The sequence below is a fragment of the Caballeronia sp. S22 genome (assembly GCF_964261745.1).
In the GTDB taxonomy this organism is placed as follows: Bacteria; Pseudomonadota; Gammaproteobacteria; order Burkholderiales; family Burkholderiaceae; genus Caballeronia; species Caballeronia jiangsuensis.
This window is the reverse complement of sequence record NZ_OZ180035.1, coordinates 1,110,648-1,128,670: the sequence shown is the minus strand read 5'-3', so window position 1 is coordinate 1,128,670 and position 18,023 is coordinate 1,110,648. Positions and strand designations below refer to the sequence as shown.

Below are 18,023 nucleotides of genomic sequence, written 5' to 3'. Positions count from 1 at the left end.
AGCAAATTGGAATGTATTTTCCATTTGCCGAACCAATGAAATTTCTGTTGCAGGTCGCCGAAAACTGACCTACTCTTGGTCCTGAGCACGGCACATCAAACGGTCGGCTCGCGAAAACATCACACCAAACAACAACCGAGATAGGTGGAGACAATGACCATTTGCAACGGTCGGGCCGCGCTGCGCGCGCTGGCGGCTGCTGCTGCGTTGTGCAGCGCAACGTTGATGGCGGCGAGTCCCGCTCAGGCGGCGCCCGACGCGAAGTTCGTGCTGATCAGCCACGCGCCGGATTCCGATTCCTGGTGGAACACCATCAAGAACGCGATCAAGCAGGCTGACGAAGACTTCAACGTGCAGACGGACTACCGCAATCCGCCGAACGGCGATATCGCGGACATGTCGCGTCTGATCGAGCAGGCCGCCGCGCGCAACTACGACGGCGTGATCACCACCATCGCCGACTTCGACGTGCTGAAGAGTTCGATCAACAAGGTCACCGCGAAGAAGATTCCGCTCGTGACGATCAACTCCGGCACGGAAGAACAGAGCGCGCAACTGGGCGCGATCATGCACGTCGGCCAGCCGGAATACGTGGCCGGCAAGGCGGCGGGCGAAAAGGCAAAGGCCGCGGGCGTGAAGTCGTTCCTGTGCGTGAACCACATCGCGACGAACACCGTTTCGTTCGATCGCTGCAAGGGCTTCGCGGACGCGCTCGGCATCGACTACAAGGCCTCGACGATCGATTCGGGACAAGACCCGACCGAGATTCAGTCGAAGGTATCGGCGTATCTGCGCAACCATCCGGACACGGGCGCGATCCTCACGCTCGGACCGACGCCCGCATCCGCGACGCTCAAGGCCGTCACGCAAATGGGCCTGCAAAACAAGATCTATTTCGTGACCTTCGACTTCTCCGACGACATCGCGAAGGGGATCAAGGACGGCACGATCAAGTTCGCGATCGATCAGCAGCCGTACTTGCAAGGCTATATCCCGGTGGCGGTGCTCGCGATCGTGCACAAGGAGCACACCACCGATCCGGCAAAGATCCGTCAGATTCTCGAAGCGAATCCGAAGTTCAAGGCGCGCCTCGAAACCTACGGACTGCAACCGTCGTACGGTCCCAAGAACATTCGTTCGGGTCCGGGCTTCATCACCAAAGAAAATCTCGACAAGGTCGTGAAGTACGCCGGTCAATATCGTTGATCGCAAGCTGACCTTCTTTGGGCGGCTTCCTTAGCGCCGCCCGCTTTCATCGATGTCCCATGCTTCTGTCGCGTTCCCTTGCGGGGCGCGGCGGGGGCACGCACATCCGTACTGCATCGTATCGAGTCTCAAGGAGCCATCATGGGCGTAGCCGGCAAGCATTACCCTCCTCACGTGAACGCTCAGCAGGACGACGCTGAAACTCCCGACAAGGCCAAGCCCTCGGATGAGCGCGTACGCCAGCAATCGTGGTTCGGTCACTTGCTGAATCGCCCGGAATTCGCGGCGATTTCGGGCACCGTGCTCGTGTTCATCGTGTTCGGGTTCGGCGCGGGTTCGTCCGGCATGTTCAACCTCGACGGCGTGATGAACTGGTCGCAGGTCGCCGCCTATCTCGGCCTGCTCGCGGTCGGCGCGTGTCTTCTGATGATCGCGGGCGAGTTCGACCTGTCCATCGGTTCGATGATCGGTTTCGCCGGCATGATGGTCGCGTTGCCCTCGGTCTACTTCCACTGGCCGCTATCGCTTTCCATTCTCTTCGCGTTCCTGATGTCGATGCTGCTCGGCGCACTGAACGGCTATCTCGTGATGAAGACGCGTCTGCCCTCGTTCATCGTCACGCTCGCGTTCCTGTTCATTCTGCGCGGCCTGACGCTCGCGCTGTCGATCATGTTCGCGGATCGCACCATCATCTCCGGCGTGGGCGATCTCGCGCAGGCCGATCCGATCGCCAATACGCTGTTTCACGGCGTCGCGTTGCACGGCGTGTTCACCTGGCTCGCGCACATGGGCATCGGCAAGCTGCTCGATAGCGGCGAGCCGCTCGTGCCGGGCATTCCGAAGGTCATCATCTGGTGGCTCGTGCTCGCGGCGATCGGCGCGTTCGTGCTCGCCAAGACGCGCTACGGCAACTGGATTCTCGCGGTCGGCGGCGATGCGAATGCCGCGAAAAACGTGGGCGTGCCGGTGAAGCGCGTGAAGATTTCGCTCTTCGTGCTGACCGCATTCTGCTCGTGTCTGTTCGCCGTGCTGCAAGTGTGCGATATCGGTTCGGCGGCAGCGGATCGCGGCCTGCAAAAGGAATTCGAGGCGATCATCGCGGCGGTCATCGGCGGCACGTTGCTGACGGGTGGTTACGGCTCAGTGGTCGGCGCATGCTTCGGCGCGCTGATCTTCGGTGTCGTGCAGATCGGCATCACCTATACGAACGTGAGCTCGGACTGGTTCCGCGTGTTCCTCGGCGTGATGCTGCTCATCGCCGTGCTCTTCAATCACTACGTGCGCCGCCGCGTCTCGCAGGCTCAATAAGAGGAGAACCGACATGAACGACGACAACATCCTCGCACTCGAGAACGTCAGCAAGTTTTTCGGCAAGGTGATCGCGCTCAACGGCGTCACGTTGCGGCTCAAACGCGGCGAAGTGCATTGCCTGCTCGGCGATAACGGCGCGGGCAAGTCCACGCTCATCAAGACGCTGGCAGGTGTCCATACACCCTCTTCCGGCGATTATCTGGTCGATGGCAAGCCGGTCCATTTCGATTCGCCGAAGGAAGCGCTCGATCTCGGCATCGCGACCGTGTATCAGGATCTCGCGCTCGTGCCGCTTCTTTCCGTCGCGCGTAACTTCTTCATGGGACGCGAGCCGCAGAAGAAGCGCTTCGGCATGTTCAACGTGATGGACCTCGATCTTGCCGCCGAAACCTCGCGCGCCAAGCTCGCGGAAATGGGCATCAACGTGCGCGATCCGCATCAGCCTATCGGCACGATGTCCGGCGGCGAGAAGCAATGTCTCGCGATCGCGCGTGCGATCCACTTCGGCGCACGCGTGCTGATCCTCGACGAACCGACCGCCGCGCTCGGCGTGAAGCAGAGCTTCAACGTGCTGAAGCTGATCCACAAGGCGCGCGAGAAAGGCATCTCGGTGATCTTCATCACGCACAACGTGCATCACGCATATCCGATCGGCGATTCGTTCACGCTGCTCAATCGCGGCCGCTCGATGGGCACCTATACGAAGGACACCATCAGCAAGAACGAAGTGCTCGACATGATGGCGGGCGGCGCCGAAATGCAGCAGATGATGACAGAACTCGAAGGCGCGACGATCTGAGGACATGGAAGCCATGCCAACACAAAATACTTCTCGCTTCGCGCCGGATCGCACGCGCGATATCGTGTGCCTCGGACGCCTCGCCGTCGATCTCTATGCACAGCAGGTCGGCGCGCGTCTCGAAGACGTATCGACCTTCGCGAAATATCTCGGCGGCTCGTCCGCGAACATCGCGTTCGGCTGCGCGCGGCTCGGTCTCGATTCGTCGATGCTCGCGCGCGTCGGCAACGATCACATGGGGCGCTTTCTCACGGAGACGCTCGAACGCGAAGGCTGCGACGTGAGCCATGTGCGCATCGATCGTGAACGGCTCACCGCGCTCGTGCTGCTCGGCCTCGAAGACCGCGACACATTCCCGCTCGTGTTCTATCGCGAGAACTGCGCGGACATGGCCGTCGATGAAGCCGACTTCGATGAAGCGTATATCGCGTCGTCGAAAGCGTTGCTCATTACGGGCACGCACTTCTCCACCGAACAGGTGAACCGCACGAGCCGCCGCGCGCTCGAATATGCGCGCCGCAACGACGTGCGCACGATTCTCGACATCGACTACCGGCCGGTGCTGTGGGGCCTCACGGGCAAGGCCGATGGCGAGACGCGCTTCGTCGCGAACGAAAGCGTCACCGCGCATTTGCAGCGCATCCTGCCGCTGATCGATCTCGTGATCGGCACGGAAGAAGAGTTTCGCATCGCGGGCGGCAAGGACCGTCTGACCGATGCGCTCGCGATGGTCCGCAGCGTCACGAGCGCGACCCTCGTCGTAAAGCGCGGGCCGCTCGGCTGCTCGATCATCGAGGGCGACGTACCCGCTTCCATCGACGATGCGCCGATACACGGCGGCGTCGAAGTCGAAGTGCTCAACGTGCTCGGCGCGGGCGATGCGTTCGCGTCCGGCTTCCTCTCGGGCTGGCTGCGCGACGAGCCGCTCGAGGCCTGCGCGCGAACGGCCAATGCATGCGGCGCGCTCGTCGTGTCGCGTCACGGCTGCGCACCCGCGATGCCCACGCCCGCCGAACTCGACTACTTTCTCGCCGCGGCCAAGGACGATCCCGTGCGCATGCGCCGCCCGGACCGCGATGCGACCTTGGCGCGGCTGCATCGCGTGAGCCCGAAGCGCAAGCAATGGGATGAAGTGCTCGGCTTCGCGTTCGATCATCGCAACCAGTTCTTCGATCTGGCGCAGCAGACGGGCGCGAGCGAAACGCGCATCGCGACATTGAAGAACCTGTTCGTCGATGCCGTCGCGCAGACGGAAAAGGAACTCGGGCTCGAAGGACGCATCGGCGTTCTGATCGACGATCGCTACGGCCAGGATGCGCTGAACGCGGCGACCGGGCGCGGCTGGTGGGTCGGACGTCCCGTCGAATTGCCGGGTTCGATGCCGCTCGTGTTCGATCACGGCCGCTCGATCGGCACGACGCTCGTTCAATGGCCGCGCGAGCAGGTCGCGAAGTGTCTCGTGCAATATCACCCCGATCATCCGCATGACGTGCGGCTCGAACAGGAAGCACAGATACGCGCGCTCTACGATGCCGTGCAGGAAAGCGGCAACGAACTGCTGCTCGAAGTGATCGTGCCGAAGAACGGTCCGCCCGTGGAAGACGACACCGTGTATCGCGCGTTGAAGCGTCTCTACAACCTCGGCATCTATCCGGAATGGTGGAAGCTCGAACCGATGAGCGCGACGCAATGGCAGGCGATCGATGCGCTGATCGCCGAACGCGATCCGTATTGCCGCGGCGTCGTGCTGCTCGGGCTCTCGGCGGCTGTCGATCAGTTGCGTGATGGCTTCAGGGCGGCGGCATCGTCGAAGACCTGCAAGGGGTTCACTGTCGGACGCACGATCTTTCATGAGCCGAGCCATGCGTGGCTCGCAAACGAGATCGACGACCGCGAATTGATTGCGCGTGTGCGCCGCACGTTCGAAGCGCTGATCGGCGCTTGGCGCGATGCGCGTGCGGCGTCGCATGTCGAAGACCATCGGATCAAACAGGAGCAAGCCGCATGAACCAGCGTGCTACGCAAACTGAAACTGCCGTGAACAACACCATTCGACTGACCGCTGCGCAGGCCGTCGTGCGCTATCTCGCGGCGCTTCGCACCGAACATGGCGAAGCGCTTTTCGGCGGCGTGTTCGCGATCTTCGGGCACGGCAATGTCGCGGGCATCGGCGAGGCGCTGTATCGGCATCGCGATGAATTGCCGACGTATCGCGCGCACAACGAGCAGGCGATGGCGCATAGCGCGATCGCCTATGCAAAGGCGCACATGCGCCGCCGCATGATGGCGGTGACGACGTCCATCGGACCGGGCGCGACCAATCTCGTGACCGCCGCCGCGCTCGCGCATGTGAACCGGCTGCCGGTGCTTTTGCTGCCGGGCGATATCTTCGTGTCGCGCGCGCCGGACCCGGTGCTCCAGCAGGTCGAGGACGGTCATGATGGCGGCGTGTCCGCGAACGATGCATTGAAAGCGGTGTCGCGATACTTCGATCGCATCGTGCATCCCGCGCAGTTGCTGAGCGCATTGCCGCGCGCGATTCGCGTGCTCACCGATGCGGCGCTGTGCGGCCCGGTCACGCTCGCGCTGCCGCAGGACGTGCAGGCGATGGCGTATGACTACCCTGCTTCGTTCTTCGAGCCGCCCGTGGTCGAGTTTCATGCGCCCGCGCCCATTCCGCGCGAGATCGAACGTGCCGCAGCGATGCTGCGCGAAGCACGTGAACCGATGATCGTATCGGGCGGCGGCGTGCTTTACGGACTCGCGACCGATGCCTTGCGCGCGTTCGCGCACAAGCACGGCGTTCCGGTCGCGGAAACGCAGGCGGGCAAAGGCGCGCTTGCGTGGGACGATGCGTTGAATGCGGGCGGCATCGGCGTGACGGGCGGATCGGCTGCGAACGAACTCGCGCATGCGAGCGATTGCGTGCTCGCCGTCGGCACGCGCTTGCAGGACTTCACGACCGGATCGAACACGCTCTTTACGCAAGCGCGGCTCGTCGCGATCAATGCGAATCCGTTCGATGCGCTGAAGCAGAACGCTGTCGCCGTGCAGGCGGATGCGCGCGTCGCGCTCGATTCACTGTCGGCCGCGCTCGGCGACTGGCGCGCATCGCCGCAATGGACGACGCGCGCGCACCGGCTCGCGAACGAATGGCGCGCGACTGTCGCGCATGTGACGAACACGCCTGTCGCGGATGGCTCGTTGCCGCGCGAAGCCGATGTCATCGGCGCGGTGCAGCGCTCGGACGATGAATCGCCTGCGAACGACATCGTCGTGTGTGCGGCCGGCACCTTGCCTGCGGATTTGCAGAAGCTCTGGCGCACCGGTACGCCGGGTGGCTATCACGTCGAATACGGTTATTCGTGCATGGGCTATGAAATCGCGGGCGGTCTGGGCGTGAAGCTCGCGCGGCCGGAGCGCGAGGTGATCGTGATCGTCGGCGACGGCAGCTATCTGATGATGAATAGCGAACTCGCCAGTTCCGTGATGCTTGGCGCGAAGTTGATTGTGGTGCTGCTCGACAATCGCGGGTTCGGTTGCATCAATCGATTGCAGCAGGCTTGCGGGGGGGCGCCGTTCAACAACCTTATCGATGATTGCAAGCAAGGCGCGCTCGGGGCGCCGGAGATCGATTTCGCGATGCATGCGCGGGCGCTTGGGGCGTTGTCGGAGCATGTGGCTGGCATCGATGAACTGCAAGCGGCGATGAAGCGCGCGCGGGCGGCGGATCGAAGTTATCTGATTTCTATCGATACCGATCCGGCTCGGCCTACCGAGGAAGGTGGATGGTGGTGGGAAGTCGCCGTGCCCGAGGTTTCTGATCGCGCTGCGGTCGTCGTTGCTCGGGAGGGGTATGAGCGGGCGGTCAAGGCTCGGGGGTTTTAGGGGGGGGTTTTGTCGTGGAATCCTGTTTTCGCGTCGGTTTATTAGCACTGCCCCTCCCCGGGGCGGGGGTCACTTTCTTTGCTGCTGCAAAGAAAGTAACCAAAGAAAGCAGCTCGTTCAGGCCCGCGGTCACACGCACGTTGGCCATGCTTGCCAGCCCTAGGCGGCACTCGCCTAAGTGTCGCCCTCATAGGCCCTATCGGGCTTGGATCGCGCACGGTCTGACAAGCTAGTTGTTTTAGGGCGCTGGTTCAGCACCAAATAGCTTCGGCACAGCGCTACGCGCTGCCGTTGGGGATGCAAGGGAAACCAACGGAGCGCATGTGCTGTGCATGAGATGGCGGCGTTAGCAAGAAGGTCTGCGCCGACCCGATTGACCCATCGGCCGCGAAGCGGGCCGGAGCTATTTGGTGCTGAACCAGTTTCTTGTGTGGTGCGATGTATCAGACCGTGCGCGGTCCAAGCCCTTGTCTGCTTGTGGGGGCACTCGCTACTGCCGGGCCATTAGGCCAATCGCCTGTGCCGCGGCCGGTGTGAAGTGCTTAGGCTGGGGAGAGCTGTTTCTTTGGTTACTTTCTTTGCAGCAGCAAAGAAAGTGACTGCCGCCCCGCACAGGGGCAACGCTAATAAACCAAAAAGAAATCAGGATCCGGCGAAACAAAACGCGAAGCACCATCAAAACCACAAGGACAAAACCATGGCATTAAACGTCCGCATCGGCATCAACCCCCTGTCGTGGATGAACGACGACTTGCCATCGCTCGGCGGCGAGACCCCACTGTCCACCGCCTTGACCGAAGGCAAAAAAATCGGCTACGAGGGATTCGAGCTAGGCAACAAGTTCCCCCGCGAACCGCAGGCGCTCAAATCGCTGCTAGCCCAATACGATCTCGCGCTCGTGTCCGGCTGGTACTCCGGCAGGCTCGCGGAGCGCAGCGCGCAAGAGGAAATCGAAGCCGTCGGCCCGCATCTCGATCTGCTCGCGACGAACGGCGCGACCGTGATGGTCTACGGCGAAGTGGCGCATTCGATCCAGGGCGCGCCGCGGCCGCTCTATCAACGTCCGCGCTTCTTCTCCGATGCGCAGTGGAACGATTACGCCGAGCGCCTGAACCGCTTCGCCGAATTCACGCTCACGCGCGGCGTGCGCGTCGCCTATCATCATCACATGGGCGCGTATGTCGAAACGCCCGCGGATGTCGATCGCCTCATGGCCCTGACAAACGATGCAGTCGGTCTGCTGTTCGACGCGGGGCACATCACGTTCGCGGGCGGCGATGCCCTGAGCGTGCTGCAAAAGCACATCGCCCGCGTGTGTCATGTGCATTGCAAGGACGTGCGGCCGGACATCGTGAAGCTCGCGCGCAATCGCAACTGGAGTTTTCTCGATGCGGTCATCAACGGTGCGTTCTCCGTGCCCGGCGATGGCTGCGTGGACTATCCGGGCATCATCGCGTGTCTCGCGAAACATGATTACGACGGCTGGCTCGTCGTCGAAGCGGAACAGGATCCGGTGATCGCGCCGAGCTATGCCTATGCCGACAAGGGCTATCGCACGCTGCGCGCGCTCGTCGATGGAACATTCAAGGAGGCAGCATGAGCCTGCTGGTCAAAGCATCGCGCGAAGGACAAACCATCGCGCGCGTCACGCCCGATTCCGCGGGCTGGAAGCATGTCGGATTCGCGGCGTATCGCCTGAACGCGGGCGATGTCGTGCATGTGTACGACGCCGATCGCGAAAGCTGCATCGTCGTGCTGACGGGCACAGTGAGCGTCGAAGCGGGCGACGAACATTATCAGTCGATCGGCTCGCGCGACAGCGTGTTCGAGGACGCCGCACCCTATGCGGTCTATGTGCCGCCGAAGCTCGCGGCGATCGTGCGCGCGGAACGCGATGCGGAAATCGGCGTCGCGAGCGCACCCGCCAAGGGCGATCTTCCGCCGCGGCTGATCGAGCCATCGCAGATGAAGCGCTCGACGCGCGGCAAGAACGCCAATACGCGCTACGTATGCGACATTCTTCCGCAAACGGAAGCGGCGGAGTCGTTGCTCGTGGTCGAAGTGCGCACGCCGGGAGGGCACGCATCGAGCTATCCGCCGCACAAGCACGATCAGGACAATGTGCCCGTCGAGAGTTCGCTCGAAGAGACGTACTACCATCGGCTGAATCCGCCGCAAGGGTTTGCGTTTCAGCGCGTCTATACCGACGAGCGCGACCTCGACGAAACGATGGCCGTCGAGAATCACGATGTCGTGATGGTGCCGCGTGGGTATCATCCGGTCGTCGTGCCCTATGGCTATGACAACTACTATCTCAACGTGATGGCGGGAAGCAAGCGCACGTGGCACTTCAAGAACGATCCGAAGCATGAGTGGATCGTGGAGAGGGATAGCAAGGCTTCGAGCTAGCCGATGGCGTTGGACGCGGGACGGGTTTTTTGCCGGATCCCGTTTTCGCGTCGGTCTATTAGCACTGCCCCTCCCCGGGGCGGGGGTCACTTTCTTTGCTGCTGCAAAGAAAGTAACCAAAGAAACAGCTTTCCCCAGCCTAAGCACTTCACGCCGGCCGCGGCACAGGCGATTGGCTGAATGGCCCGGCAGTAGCGAGTGCCCCCACAAAACTCGCCGGGCTTGGACCGCGCACGGTCTGCCGCACCAAATGTTTAAGCGCGCTGGTTCAGCGCCAAATAGCTCCGGCCCGCTTCGCGGCCGATGGGTCAATCGGGTCGGCGCGTGCTTCTTCGTTGGTTGCCCTCGCATACCCAACGGCAGCGCGAAGCGCTGTGCCGAAGCTATTTGGTGCTGAACCAGTCAGTGAAGCGGTGCGGCGCGTCAGACCGTGCGCGAGCCAAGCCCGATTGGACCTTTGAGGGCGACACTTAGGCGAGGGCCACGGGCGGCTGGCAAGCATGGCCAAACTGCGTGTGACCGCGGGCCTCAACGAGCTGCTTTCTTTGGTTACTTTCTTTGCAGCAGCAAAGAAAGTGACTGCCGCCCCGCACAGGGGCAACGCTAATAAACCGACACGAAAACGGGATCCGGCGAAAAACCGAAGCACATCAACCAACCACGCTCTACCCTATCGAAACCCAATCCCGCATAACATGCTCGCTCGCCACGAGCACCTCGATCGCGCCTTCGAACTGAATCGCCCCATGCCCCATCACCGCGACGCGCGCGTCGAGCATCCGCGCGATCGTCAATCGCTCTTCGATCAGCAGCATCGCAACCCCGCGTTCGCGCAGCGTCGCGAGGCATCCGGCCACTTGCGCGAGCACTTGCGGCGCGAGCCCTTCGCCGGGTTCGTCGATGACGACGAGCGACGGATCTCCCGTCAACGTGCGTGCGAGCGCAAGCATTTGCTGTTCGCCGCCCGATAACGCCCCCGCTTTCACCGACGCGCGTTCTTCGAGCACAGGAAACAACCGATACGCATCGCCCAGCGAAAACCGCGTGCCTTTCCTTTCGCCAAGCAAGAGGTTTTCACGCACGGTGAGCGCGGGAAATACGTCACGCGTTTCGGGCACGTAACCGATACCGAGCCGCGCAATACGATGCGGCCTCAAACCGACGAGTTGAACATCGCGATAACGCATGTCGCCCGCGCATCGCACGAGTCCCATGATGGCCTTCGCGAGCGTCGAACGTCCCGAGCCGTTGCGGCCGACGAGCGCGACCACCTCCCCTTCGCCGATGCACAAATTCACCCCATGCAGCACCTGCGCCGCGCCATACCACGCGCACAAATTGTCGATGCGCAATGGCGCGTTCATGTTGCGACTCCGCCGAGATAAGCTTCCCGCACGTCACGATTCGCACGGATCGCGGCAGGCGTGCCGGTCGCGATCACGCGTCCTTGGACGAGCACCGAGATGCGATCCGCGAGACTGAACACGGCATCCATGTCGTGCTCGATCACGAGCAACGTGCGCCCTTGCGTCGTCGCCCGGATCAACGCGAGCGCGCGCGTCGCCTCCGCGCGATTCATGCCGGCGGTGGGTTCGTCGAGCAGGATGAGCGGCGCGTCGGTTGCGAGCGCGATGCCGAGATCGAGCGCGCGTTGCTCCGCGTAAGTAAGCCGCGCGGCGAGTTCGTACGCGCGTTCGGCAAGGCCGATGGCATCGAGCATCGCGTGTGCGCGCGCATCGATTTTTCGCGAAGGCAGCCATCGGTCGATAAAGCGCGATGACGACGCGCCCAGCGCCGCGCAACGCAGATTGTCGAGCACGGACAAACCGCCGAATACGCTCGTCGTCTGGAAACTGCGCGCAAGCGTTCGGGAGACACGCTGCGGCGGCTTGCCCGTGATGTCGATTCCCTTCGCGACGATGCGCCCGTCGTCGGGTCGCGCACGCCCCGAGATCAGATCGAAGAGCGTCGACTTGCCCGCACCGTTCGGTCCGATGAGCGCATGCCGCTCGCCGTGCGCGACGTGCAGATCGACGCCGCGCAACACACGCGTCGCGCCGAAGCGTTTGGTCACGCCGTGCAGTTCGAGCGCGGCGTTCATCGCGCGCTCCTCGTGCGTCGCGCGAGCCAGAGACCCAGCAAGGCGCACGGCAATGCGATGAGCCACGCGCGCACGTCGATTCGTCCCGCATAGAGCGCTTCGACCGGCACGACGACCGCGACGCCCCACACCAACGCGCTGATCGCGCCGAAGCACAGCGATCGCGCATCGCGCCGGACCAGACCGGCCACGCCCTCCGGCGCGGCGATCACGACCCACACGAAGAAGAGCCCGAGATACATCGGCCACGCAGCGCTCACGCTCGCCACCGCGACGCTGAAGAACGTCAGCAGCACCGCGCCGATCACCGGCCCGAAGAACGCGCCCGCTCCGCCGATCACCGTCGCGACGAGCACACTCGTCGAACGCGCGAGCCCCACGCTTTCCGACGACACCAGCTCGACGTTGATCAACGACAGCACGCCCGCGATGCCCGCGAAGAACGCCGACACGACCAGCATCGTGAAGCGCACGCGCGCCGGCGCGAAACCGATCGCGGCCGCGCGCGCGGGGTTGTCGCGCACGGCATTGGCGAGGCGGCACATCGGCGTGCGCGAAAACGCGAACATCGCGAGCGCCGCGACCACGCACCAGCACGCGATCAGCGCGTAGGCCTCGCGCAGCGGTCCGAAGCTCCAGGCGAACAACGACGGTCCGCTCGCGCGATCGATCGTCACGCCGCCCTCGCCGCCGAACCATCCGGGCACGAGCCACACGCACGCGGCGACGAGTTCGCCGATGCCGAGCGTGATCATCGCGAAAGCCGTGCCCGCGCGCTGCGTCGAGATCGCGCCGAACACGATGGCGACGAGCATCGCCGCGAATCCGCCGATGACCGGCAAGAGCGGCAGCGGCACGCCGTAGCGATTGAACACATGCGCAGCGGTGAACGCGCCGAGCCCCGAATACACGGCATGGCCGAACGACAGCAGGCCAGTCTCGCCGAGCAGCAGGTTGTACGAGAGCGCGAAGACGATGAGCGTCGCGGTCTGCGCGAAATACGCGAGCAGCCAGGATTGATCGAAGCAGAGCGGCAGCGCGAGCGCTAGAACGAGGGCGAGCGCGAGAAACCTAGGCATCGTGCGCACGCTCGCCGAAGAGTCCGCGCGGCCGCGCGGCGAGCATCGCGACGAGCACGAAATAAGGCAGCACGGGTGCGAATTGCGCGACCGTCAACGCCCTCCACGCGGCCGGAAGCGTCACGCCGAGCGATGCGGCGATGCTGCCCGCCGACGCGCTCGCGCCCACCGCGAACGTCTGCACGCAGCCGATCAGCAGCGACGCGACGAGCGCGCCGCCGAGCGACCCGAGCCCGCCGATCACGACGACGACGAACACGATCGGGCCCATCGCATCGGCCATCGCCGGCTCGATGACGGCGAGCGGCGCGCCGATCACGCCACCGAGCGCGGCGAGCGCGGTGCCGATGGCGAAGACCATCGTGAACACGCGCGGCACGTCGTGGCCGAGCGTTTCGACCGTGGCGGGATGCGTGAGCGCCGCGCGCACGACGAGTCCCGTCTTCGAGATGCGCAAGACGAGCCAGAGCGCGCCGAGCATCAGGACGGCGATCGTCATCATGAACACGCGATAGCGCGCGAAAGACGCGCCGTAGAGCGTGAAAAGCGGACCGTCGAGCACGGGAGGAATCGCCGCGGGCAACGGCCCGAGCCCCCACACGAGCTTGACGCCCTCGCCGATCACGATGGCCGCGCCGAACGTGAGCAGCATTTGCCCGAGCGCGCCGCGCGCATGCACGCGTCTCAGCAACAGCCGCTCGAACAGCGCGCCCGCGATGCCGACAACGATCGGCGCGACGATCAACGCGAACCAGAAGCCGCCATACGCGGCGAGCGCCTGCCCGACATACGCGCCGAGCATATAGAAACTCGCGTGCGCGAAGTTGAGCACGCCGAGCATCGAAAAAATCAGCGTCAGCCCCGCCGATAGCATGAAGAGCAGCAAGCCCACGCTCACGCCGTTGAGCAGACTCACGCAGAACCACTGAAGCAAGACGCGACCCTCAGCCGGTGATGAGCGGCTTCAGCGCATCGACGAGCGGCGCGGGCAGCGGCACCGGCCTGCGCGTCACGCGATCCACATAGACATGCACGAAATGTCCTTGTGCGGCGGCGACGTCCGAGCCTTGCGTGAAAATCGCCACTTCGTAGCGCACGCTCGTGTTGCCGAGCTTCTCGACGCGCAAGCCCGCCTCTATCGGCTCGGGAAACACGACCGGCGCGAAGAAGTTGCAGCGCGTCTCGACCACGAGGCCGATGGTCTCGCCCTCGCTGAAATCGAGCACGCCCGCGCGCAGCAGATACTCGTTCACGACCGTGTCGAAGTAGCTGTAATAGACGACGTTGTTGATATGCCCGTAGACGTCGTTGTCCGACCAGCGCGTGCTGATCGCGAGAAAATGCGCGTAGTCCGCGCGCGTGGTCGGGACCGGCTTGCTCATCGCTTAGAGAGACTCCGTCAGCATGCGTCGATAATCGTCGGCGCTCGCCTCGCGCGGATTGGTCTTGTGGCAATGATCGGCGAGCGCGCCCTTCACCACCTTGTCGAATATGCTTTCTTCGACGCCCATCTGCGAAAGGCGCGTCGGCAGGCCGAGGCGCGCGGTCATGTCGTGAACCGCCTGCGCGACATCGGCGTTCTCCGCGAGGTTCATCACGCGGCGCATGCGTGCGAAGCGCCGGTCCGCGACGACCGTCGGCGCGCTCTCGTTGAAGCGCAGCACCGCGGGCAACACCACCGCGTTCAGCGTGCCGTGATGCAGCGACGTGCGCCCGTTCACCGCGAGCCCGCCCAGCGGATGCGACAGCGAATGCACGCAGCCCAGGCCCTTTTGAAACGCCATCGCGCCTTGCATCGATGCGGACATCATGTTCAGGCGCGCGTCGCGGTCCTGGCCGTCGCGCGTCGCGCGCTCGATATTGGCCCACGCGCGTTCGAGCCCGTCGAGCGCGATGCCGTCGGCGGGCGGATTGAATGCGGGCGCGAGAAACGTTTCGATGCAATGCGCGATCGCGTCCATGCCCGTTGCGGCCGTGAGCGACGGCGGCAGTCCGAGCGTCAGCGACGGATCGCAGATCGCGGATTTCGGCAGCAGATGCCAGGAATGGAAGCCGAGCTTGCGCCCGTCTTCGAGGATGATGATCGCGCCGCGCGCCACTTCGCTGCCCGTGCCCGACGTGGTCGGCACCGCGATCAGCGGCGCGGACCGCTCGGTGATCTTGCCGCTGCCGCCTTCGATCGTCGCGAAGCTCGTCAGGGGTGCGTCGTGCGTCGCCGCGATCGCGACGCCCTTCGCCAGATCGATCGACGAGCCGCCGCCCACCGCGATCAGCCCGTCGCACCCTTCGCGCCGGTATTGCTCCGCGGCGCGCATGACCATCGCTTCGGTCGGATTCGAAGGCGTGTCGTCGAACACCGGCAACGCGCCCAGCTTCGCGCTTTCGATCACGCGATCGGCGAGTCCCGCCGCCGCGACGCCTTTATCGGTGATGACGAGCGGACGCTTCACGCCGATACGCGCGCATTCGCTTTCCAGCGACTGCAGCGCGTCGTAGCCGAGATGGATATGAGTCAGGTAGAAGATATAGGCCATTGCGCGGGAACCGGTGAGGAATGTGCGGGCATGTTGGAGCGCTGCGACGCGCGTGTCAATCGGGGTTAGGTCGACGCGGCCAGCGTGCGCACGTCATCGACGAAGCGTTCGACGGTTTCGCGCTGCGTGTCCCATGCGCACATCAGGCGGCAGCCGCCGGAACCGATGAACTGATAGAAGCGCCAGCCCTTCGCACGCAGCGCGGCGGCGACGTGCGTCGGCAGTTCCGCGAACACCGCGTTCGATTCGGGCTTGAAGAGCAGGCTCACGCCGGGAATCTCGACGAGGCGCTCGGCCATCAGTTGCGCCATCGCATTCGCATGACGCGCGTTGCGCAGCCACACGTCGTCATCGAGCAGGCCGAGCCACGGTGCGGAGATGAAGCGCATCTTCGATGCGAGTTGTCCCGCCTGCTTGAGGCGATACGCGAAATCGGCGGCGAGCGCCTTGTCGAAGAACACGACCGCTTCGCCCACCGGCAAACCGTTCTTCGTGCCGCCGAAGCACAACACGTCGACACCCGCGCGCCACGTGATCTCCGACGGATGCACGCCGAGCGTCGCGACCGCGTTGGCGAAACGCGCGCCGTCCATGTGCACTTTCAGATGACGGCGCTTGGCGATCGCGGCGATCGCGCGGATTTCCTCGACCGTGTACACGGTACCGACTTCCGTCGCCTGCGTGAGCGCGACGACCTTCGGCTTCGGATAGTGGATGTCCGCGCGTTTCGTGACGAGTTCCTCGATTGCATCGGGCGTGAGCTTGCCGTTCTCGCCGCGTGCGGTGAGCAGCTTCGAGCCGCCCGAGAAGAACTCGGGGCCGCCGCATTCATCGGTTTCGATATGCGCGAGCTCGTGGCAGATCACCGAGTGATACGACTGACACAGCGAAGCGAGCGCGAGCGAATTCGCCGCGGTGCCGTTGAATACGAAGAAGACTTCGCAATCGGTCTGGAAGAGATCGCGGATGCGGTCGCAGACTTGCGTGGTCCACGAATCGTCGCCGTAGGCGGGTTCGTGGCCGCTCGTGTTGGAATTGATGAGCGCCTGCAGCGCTTCGGGGCAGATGCCTGCGTAATTGTCGGAGGCGAAGTGCTGGATCGGGTCCGTGGACGCTGTCATGGGATCGCTGTGATGGCCTTGTCGGAACGAGGCGCGCGCAACGGGTGGCGTCGCGCGGCCGGCAGTCCGGCCATTCTAGCGGCTCGGATCGGCGCGCGCCGTGGCGCCGATCCGGGCGATGCTTGTTTGCCGTCTTACTTGGCGTCGGTCCCGCTCGCCGCGTTGGCTTGCTGCGCCTTCTTGTCCTTCTTGCTGGCTTCGTGATGGCCGATCGCGCAGCCACCGACCGCGCCCGCCGTGCCGTGCTTGCCCGCGACGTGTCCCGCCACGCCGCCGACCGCCGCGCCTTCGACGCAGCCCTTCGCTTGTGCCGCCCCGGTGGCGGCGAGCATGGCGGATGTCAGTGCGATCAATGCGATTTTGCGACTCATGGTGCTTCTCCCTCTTCTCGTTGAACGTGATGGGAGCGTTGCATGTGATGTGCCTGACAGGCTGTAAGTTGACGGTGCGGTTCGGAGGGGCGGGTTGCTTGGGTTGTCGCCGGATCCCGGGTTCTTTTTGGTCTATTAGTGTTGCCCCTCCCCGGGGCGGGGGTCACTTTCTTTGCTGCTGCAAAGAAAGCAACTGTATTGAGAGTCAAGCGGTAGTGAGCAAAGAATCAAGGTTTTGGGGGATTCCAGGCCGTGCCATCGCGCATCATGGCGTTGAGCTGCGTGAGGAGTTTTCGCATGCCTGCGACGAAGGCGACCTTGGTTTTTTTGCCTCTGGCGCGTAGCTGATCGCAGAACGCCTTGAGATAGGGATTGGCTCGTTGCGCGGCGACGCAGGCCATGTAAAGGGCGCGGCGCACGAAGTGACGCCCGCCCTTGGTATGGCGTTCGCCGCGGTGTGTGCCACTGTCGGAGTTGAATGGGGCAAGGCCGACGAGCGAGGCGATCTGTCGGTTGTTGAGGGAGCCCAATTCAGGCAGGAAGGCGATGAGCGTCGCGGCGGTTGTTTTGCCGATACCCGGAGTGGAGCGCAGCAGGGCTTCGTTTTTGCGCCAGAGTTCGTTGGTGTGGAGGAAGGAGTCGATGTCGCGATCGGCGTCCTTGATGCGTTGCGTGATGAACTGGATGAATTCATCGATGCTGGGCAGGGCCGATTTATGAGCGCGCTTGCGACGGTTTTGCTCGGCGGTGAGCATCTCGATGAGTTGTGTGCGGCGCAGGATAAGGGCCTGCAGCTGCTGGGTCTGCTCATCGGTCAGGGGTCGGACTTCGGGTTGCATGACGGCCCCGTAGCGAGCGATGACGCGCGCATCGATGCGATCGGTCTTGGCCAGTTGTCCGGCGGATCTGGCGAACTCGCGCACCCACGTGGAGTTGACCGCGACGGCGGGCAGACCGGCTTGGCAGAGGGCTTGAAGGACGGCGCGTTCGAGCTTGCCGGTGGCTTCGAGGACGATGAGTTCCGGCTTGAGAGGCAACAATCGGTTGATCAGTTCGGCGAAGCCTTCAGGCGCATTGGGTAGACGAAAGGTTTCGGCGGATCCGTGATAGGCGATGTCGAGGAAGGGTCCGCTGACATCGATACCGACGAACAAGGGCGAAGCGAAGGCGGAAGGAATTTGGTTCACCACAGCACCCATACTTG

16 protein-coding genes are annotated in these 18,023 nt (G+C 63.7%); 7 read left to right on the top strand and 9 right to left on the bottom strand.

Annotated features, from left to right (window positions below):
* Positions 1-153: 153 nt before the first annotated feature.
* From ACEN42_RS05340 to iolB, 7 genes are all read left to right on the top strand, one after another.
* On the top strand, positions 154-1,206 hold the full coding sequence (locus ACEN42_RS05340; protein WP_187605654.1) for a sugar ABC transporter substrate-binding protein: 1,053 nt from the start codon (positions 154-156) through the stop codon (positions 1,204-1,206).
* A 141-nt stretch (positions 1,207-1,347) separates the two neighbouring features.
* Positions 1,348-2,514 carry an ABC transporter permease gene (locus ACEN42_RS05335; protein ID WP_187605655.1) on the top strand — a complete coding sequence of 389 codons (1,167 nt, stop codon included), beginning with the start codon at positions 1,348-1,350 and terminating at the stop codon, positions 2,512-2,514.
* Between the two features lie 13 nt (positions 2,515-2,527).
* The gene (locus ACEN42_RS05330; protein ID WP_035509225.1) at positions 2,528-3,316 is read left to right on the top strand and encodes an ATP-binding cassette domain-containing protein; all 789 of its coding nucleotides are present in this window, start codon (positions 2,528-2,530) and stop codon (positions 3,314-3,316) included.
* A gap of 13 nt (positions 3,317-3,329) precedes the next feature.
* Entirely contained in the window at positions 3,330-5,324 is a 1,995-nt protein-coding gene (iolC, locus tag ACEN42_RS05325; RefSeq protein ID WP_371880817.1) for a 5-dehydro-2-deoxygluconokinase, read from the top strand.
* Positions 5,321-7,204, top strand: coding sequence for a 3D-(3,5/4)-trihydroxycyclohexane-1,2-dione acylhydrolase (decyclizing) (gene iolD / locus ACEN42_RS05320; protein ID WP_371880816.1), 1,884 nt, complete (start codon positions 5,321-5,323; stop codon positions 7,202-7,204). Before iolC ends, iolD begins: the two co-directional genes overlap by 4 nt.
* Positions 7,205-7,901: 697 nt before the next feature.
* Positions 7,902-8,804, top strand: a complete 903-nt coding sequence (iolE, locus tag ACEN42_RS05315) for a myo-inosose-2 dehydratase (RefSeq protein WP_371880815.1) — start codon at positions 7,902-7,904, stop codon at positions 8,802-8,804.
* A complete protein-coding gene (gene iolB / locus ACEN42_RS05310) occupies positions 8,801-9,613 on the top strand; it encodes a 5-deoxy-glucuronate isomerase (RefSeq protein WP_035509234.1) in 813 nt (270 codons plus the stop codon). Before iolE ends, iolB begins: the two co-directional genes overlap by 4 nt.
* 665 nt (positions 9,614-10,278) lie before the next feature.
* Here iolB and ACEN42_RS05305 read toward each other — a convergent pair.
* The 9 genes from ACEN42_RS05305 to ACEN42_RS05265 all read right to left on the bottom strand — a co-directional run bounded on the left by ACEN42_RS05305 (position 10,279) and on the right by ACEN42_RS05265 (position 18,018).
* On the bottom strand, positions 10,279-10,977 hold the full coding sequence (locus ACEN42_RS05305; RefSeq protein WP_371880814.1) for an ABC transporter ATP-binding protein: 699 nt from the start codon (positions 10,975-10,977) through the stop codon (positions 10,279-10,281).
* Positions 10,974-11,714 (bottom strand): ABC transporter ATP-binding protein, encoded by a 741-nt coding sequence (locus ACEN42_RS05300; protein WP_371880813.1) that lies wholly within the window; start codon positions 11,712-11,714, stop codon positions 10,974-10,976. Before ACEN42_RS05300 ends, ACEN42_RS05305 begins: the two co-directional genes overlap by 4 nt.
* The gene (locus ACEN42_RS05295) at positions 11,711-12,793 is read right to left on the bottom strand and encodes a branched-chain amino acid ABC transporter permease (RefSeq protein WP_371880812.1); all 1,083 of its coding nucleotides are present in this window, start codon (positions 12,791-12,793) and stop codon (positions 11,711-11,713) included. Before ACEN42_RS05295 ends, ACEN42_RS05300 begins: the two co-directional genes overlap by 4 nt.
* Positions 12,786-13,667 carry a branched-chain amino acid ABC transporter permease gene (locus ACEN42_RS05290; protein ID WP_371881068.1) on the bottom strand — a complete coding sequence of 294 codons (882 nt, stop codon included), beginning with the start codon at positions 13,665-13,667 and terminating at the stop codon, positions 12,786-12,788. The genes ACEN42_RS05295 and ACEN42_RS05290 overlap by 8 nt, the downstream gene beginning before the upstream one ends.
* 70 nt (positions 13,668-13,737) lie before the next feature.
* Positions 13,738-14,175 carry a thioesterase family protein gene (locus tag ACEN42_RS05285; protein ID WP_035509244.1) on the bottom strand — a complete coding sequence of 146 codons (438 nt, stop codon included), beginning with the start codon at positions 14,173-14,175 and terminating at the stop codon, positions 13,738-13,740.
* 3 nt (positions 14,176-14,178) lie between these two features.
* Positions 14,179-15,327 (bottom strand): iron-containing alcohol dehydrogenase, encoded by a 1,149-nt coding sequence (locus ACEN42_RS05280; RefSeq protein WP_371880811.1) that lies wholly within the window; start codon positions 15,325-15,327, stop codon positions 14,179-14,181.
* A gap of 65 nt (positions 15,328-15,392) precedes the next feature.
* Positions 15,393-16,427: a low specificity L-threonine aldolase gene (locus ACEN42_RS05275; RefSeq protein ID WP_238294019.1), complete on the bottom strand. Its 1,035-nt coding sequence runs from the start codon at positions 16,425-16,427 to the stop codon at positions 15,393-15,395.
* Positions 16,428-16,582: 155 nt separating this feature from the next.
* A complete protein-coding gene (locus tag ACEN42_RS05270) occupies positions 16,583-16,819 on the bottom strand; it encodes a hypothetical protein (protein WP_187605665.1) in 237 nt (78 codons plus the stop codon).
* Positions 16,820-17,046: 227 nt separating this feature from the next.
* Complete coding sequence (locus ACEN42_RS05265; RefSeq protein WP_371880810.1) at positions 17,047-18,018, bottom strand: IS110 family transposase; 972 nt, start codon at positions 18,016-18,018, stop codon at positions 17,047-17,049.
* Between the last annotated feature and the right edge of the window lie 5 nt (positions 18,019-18,023).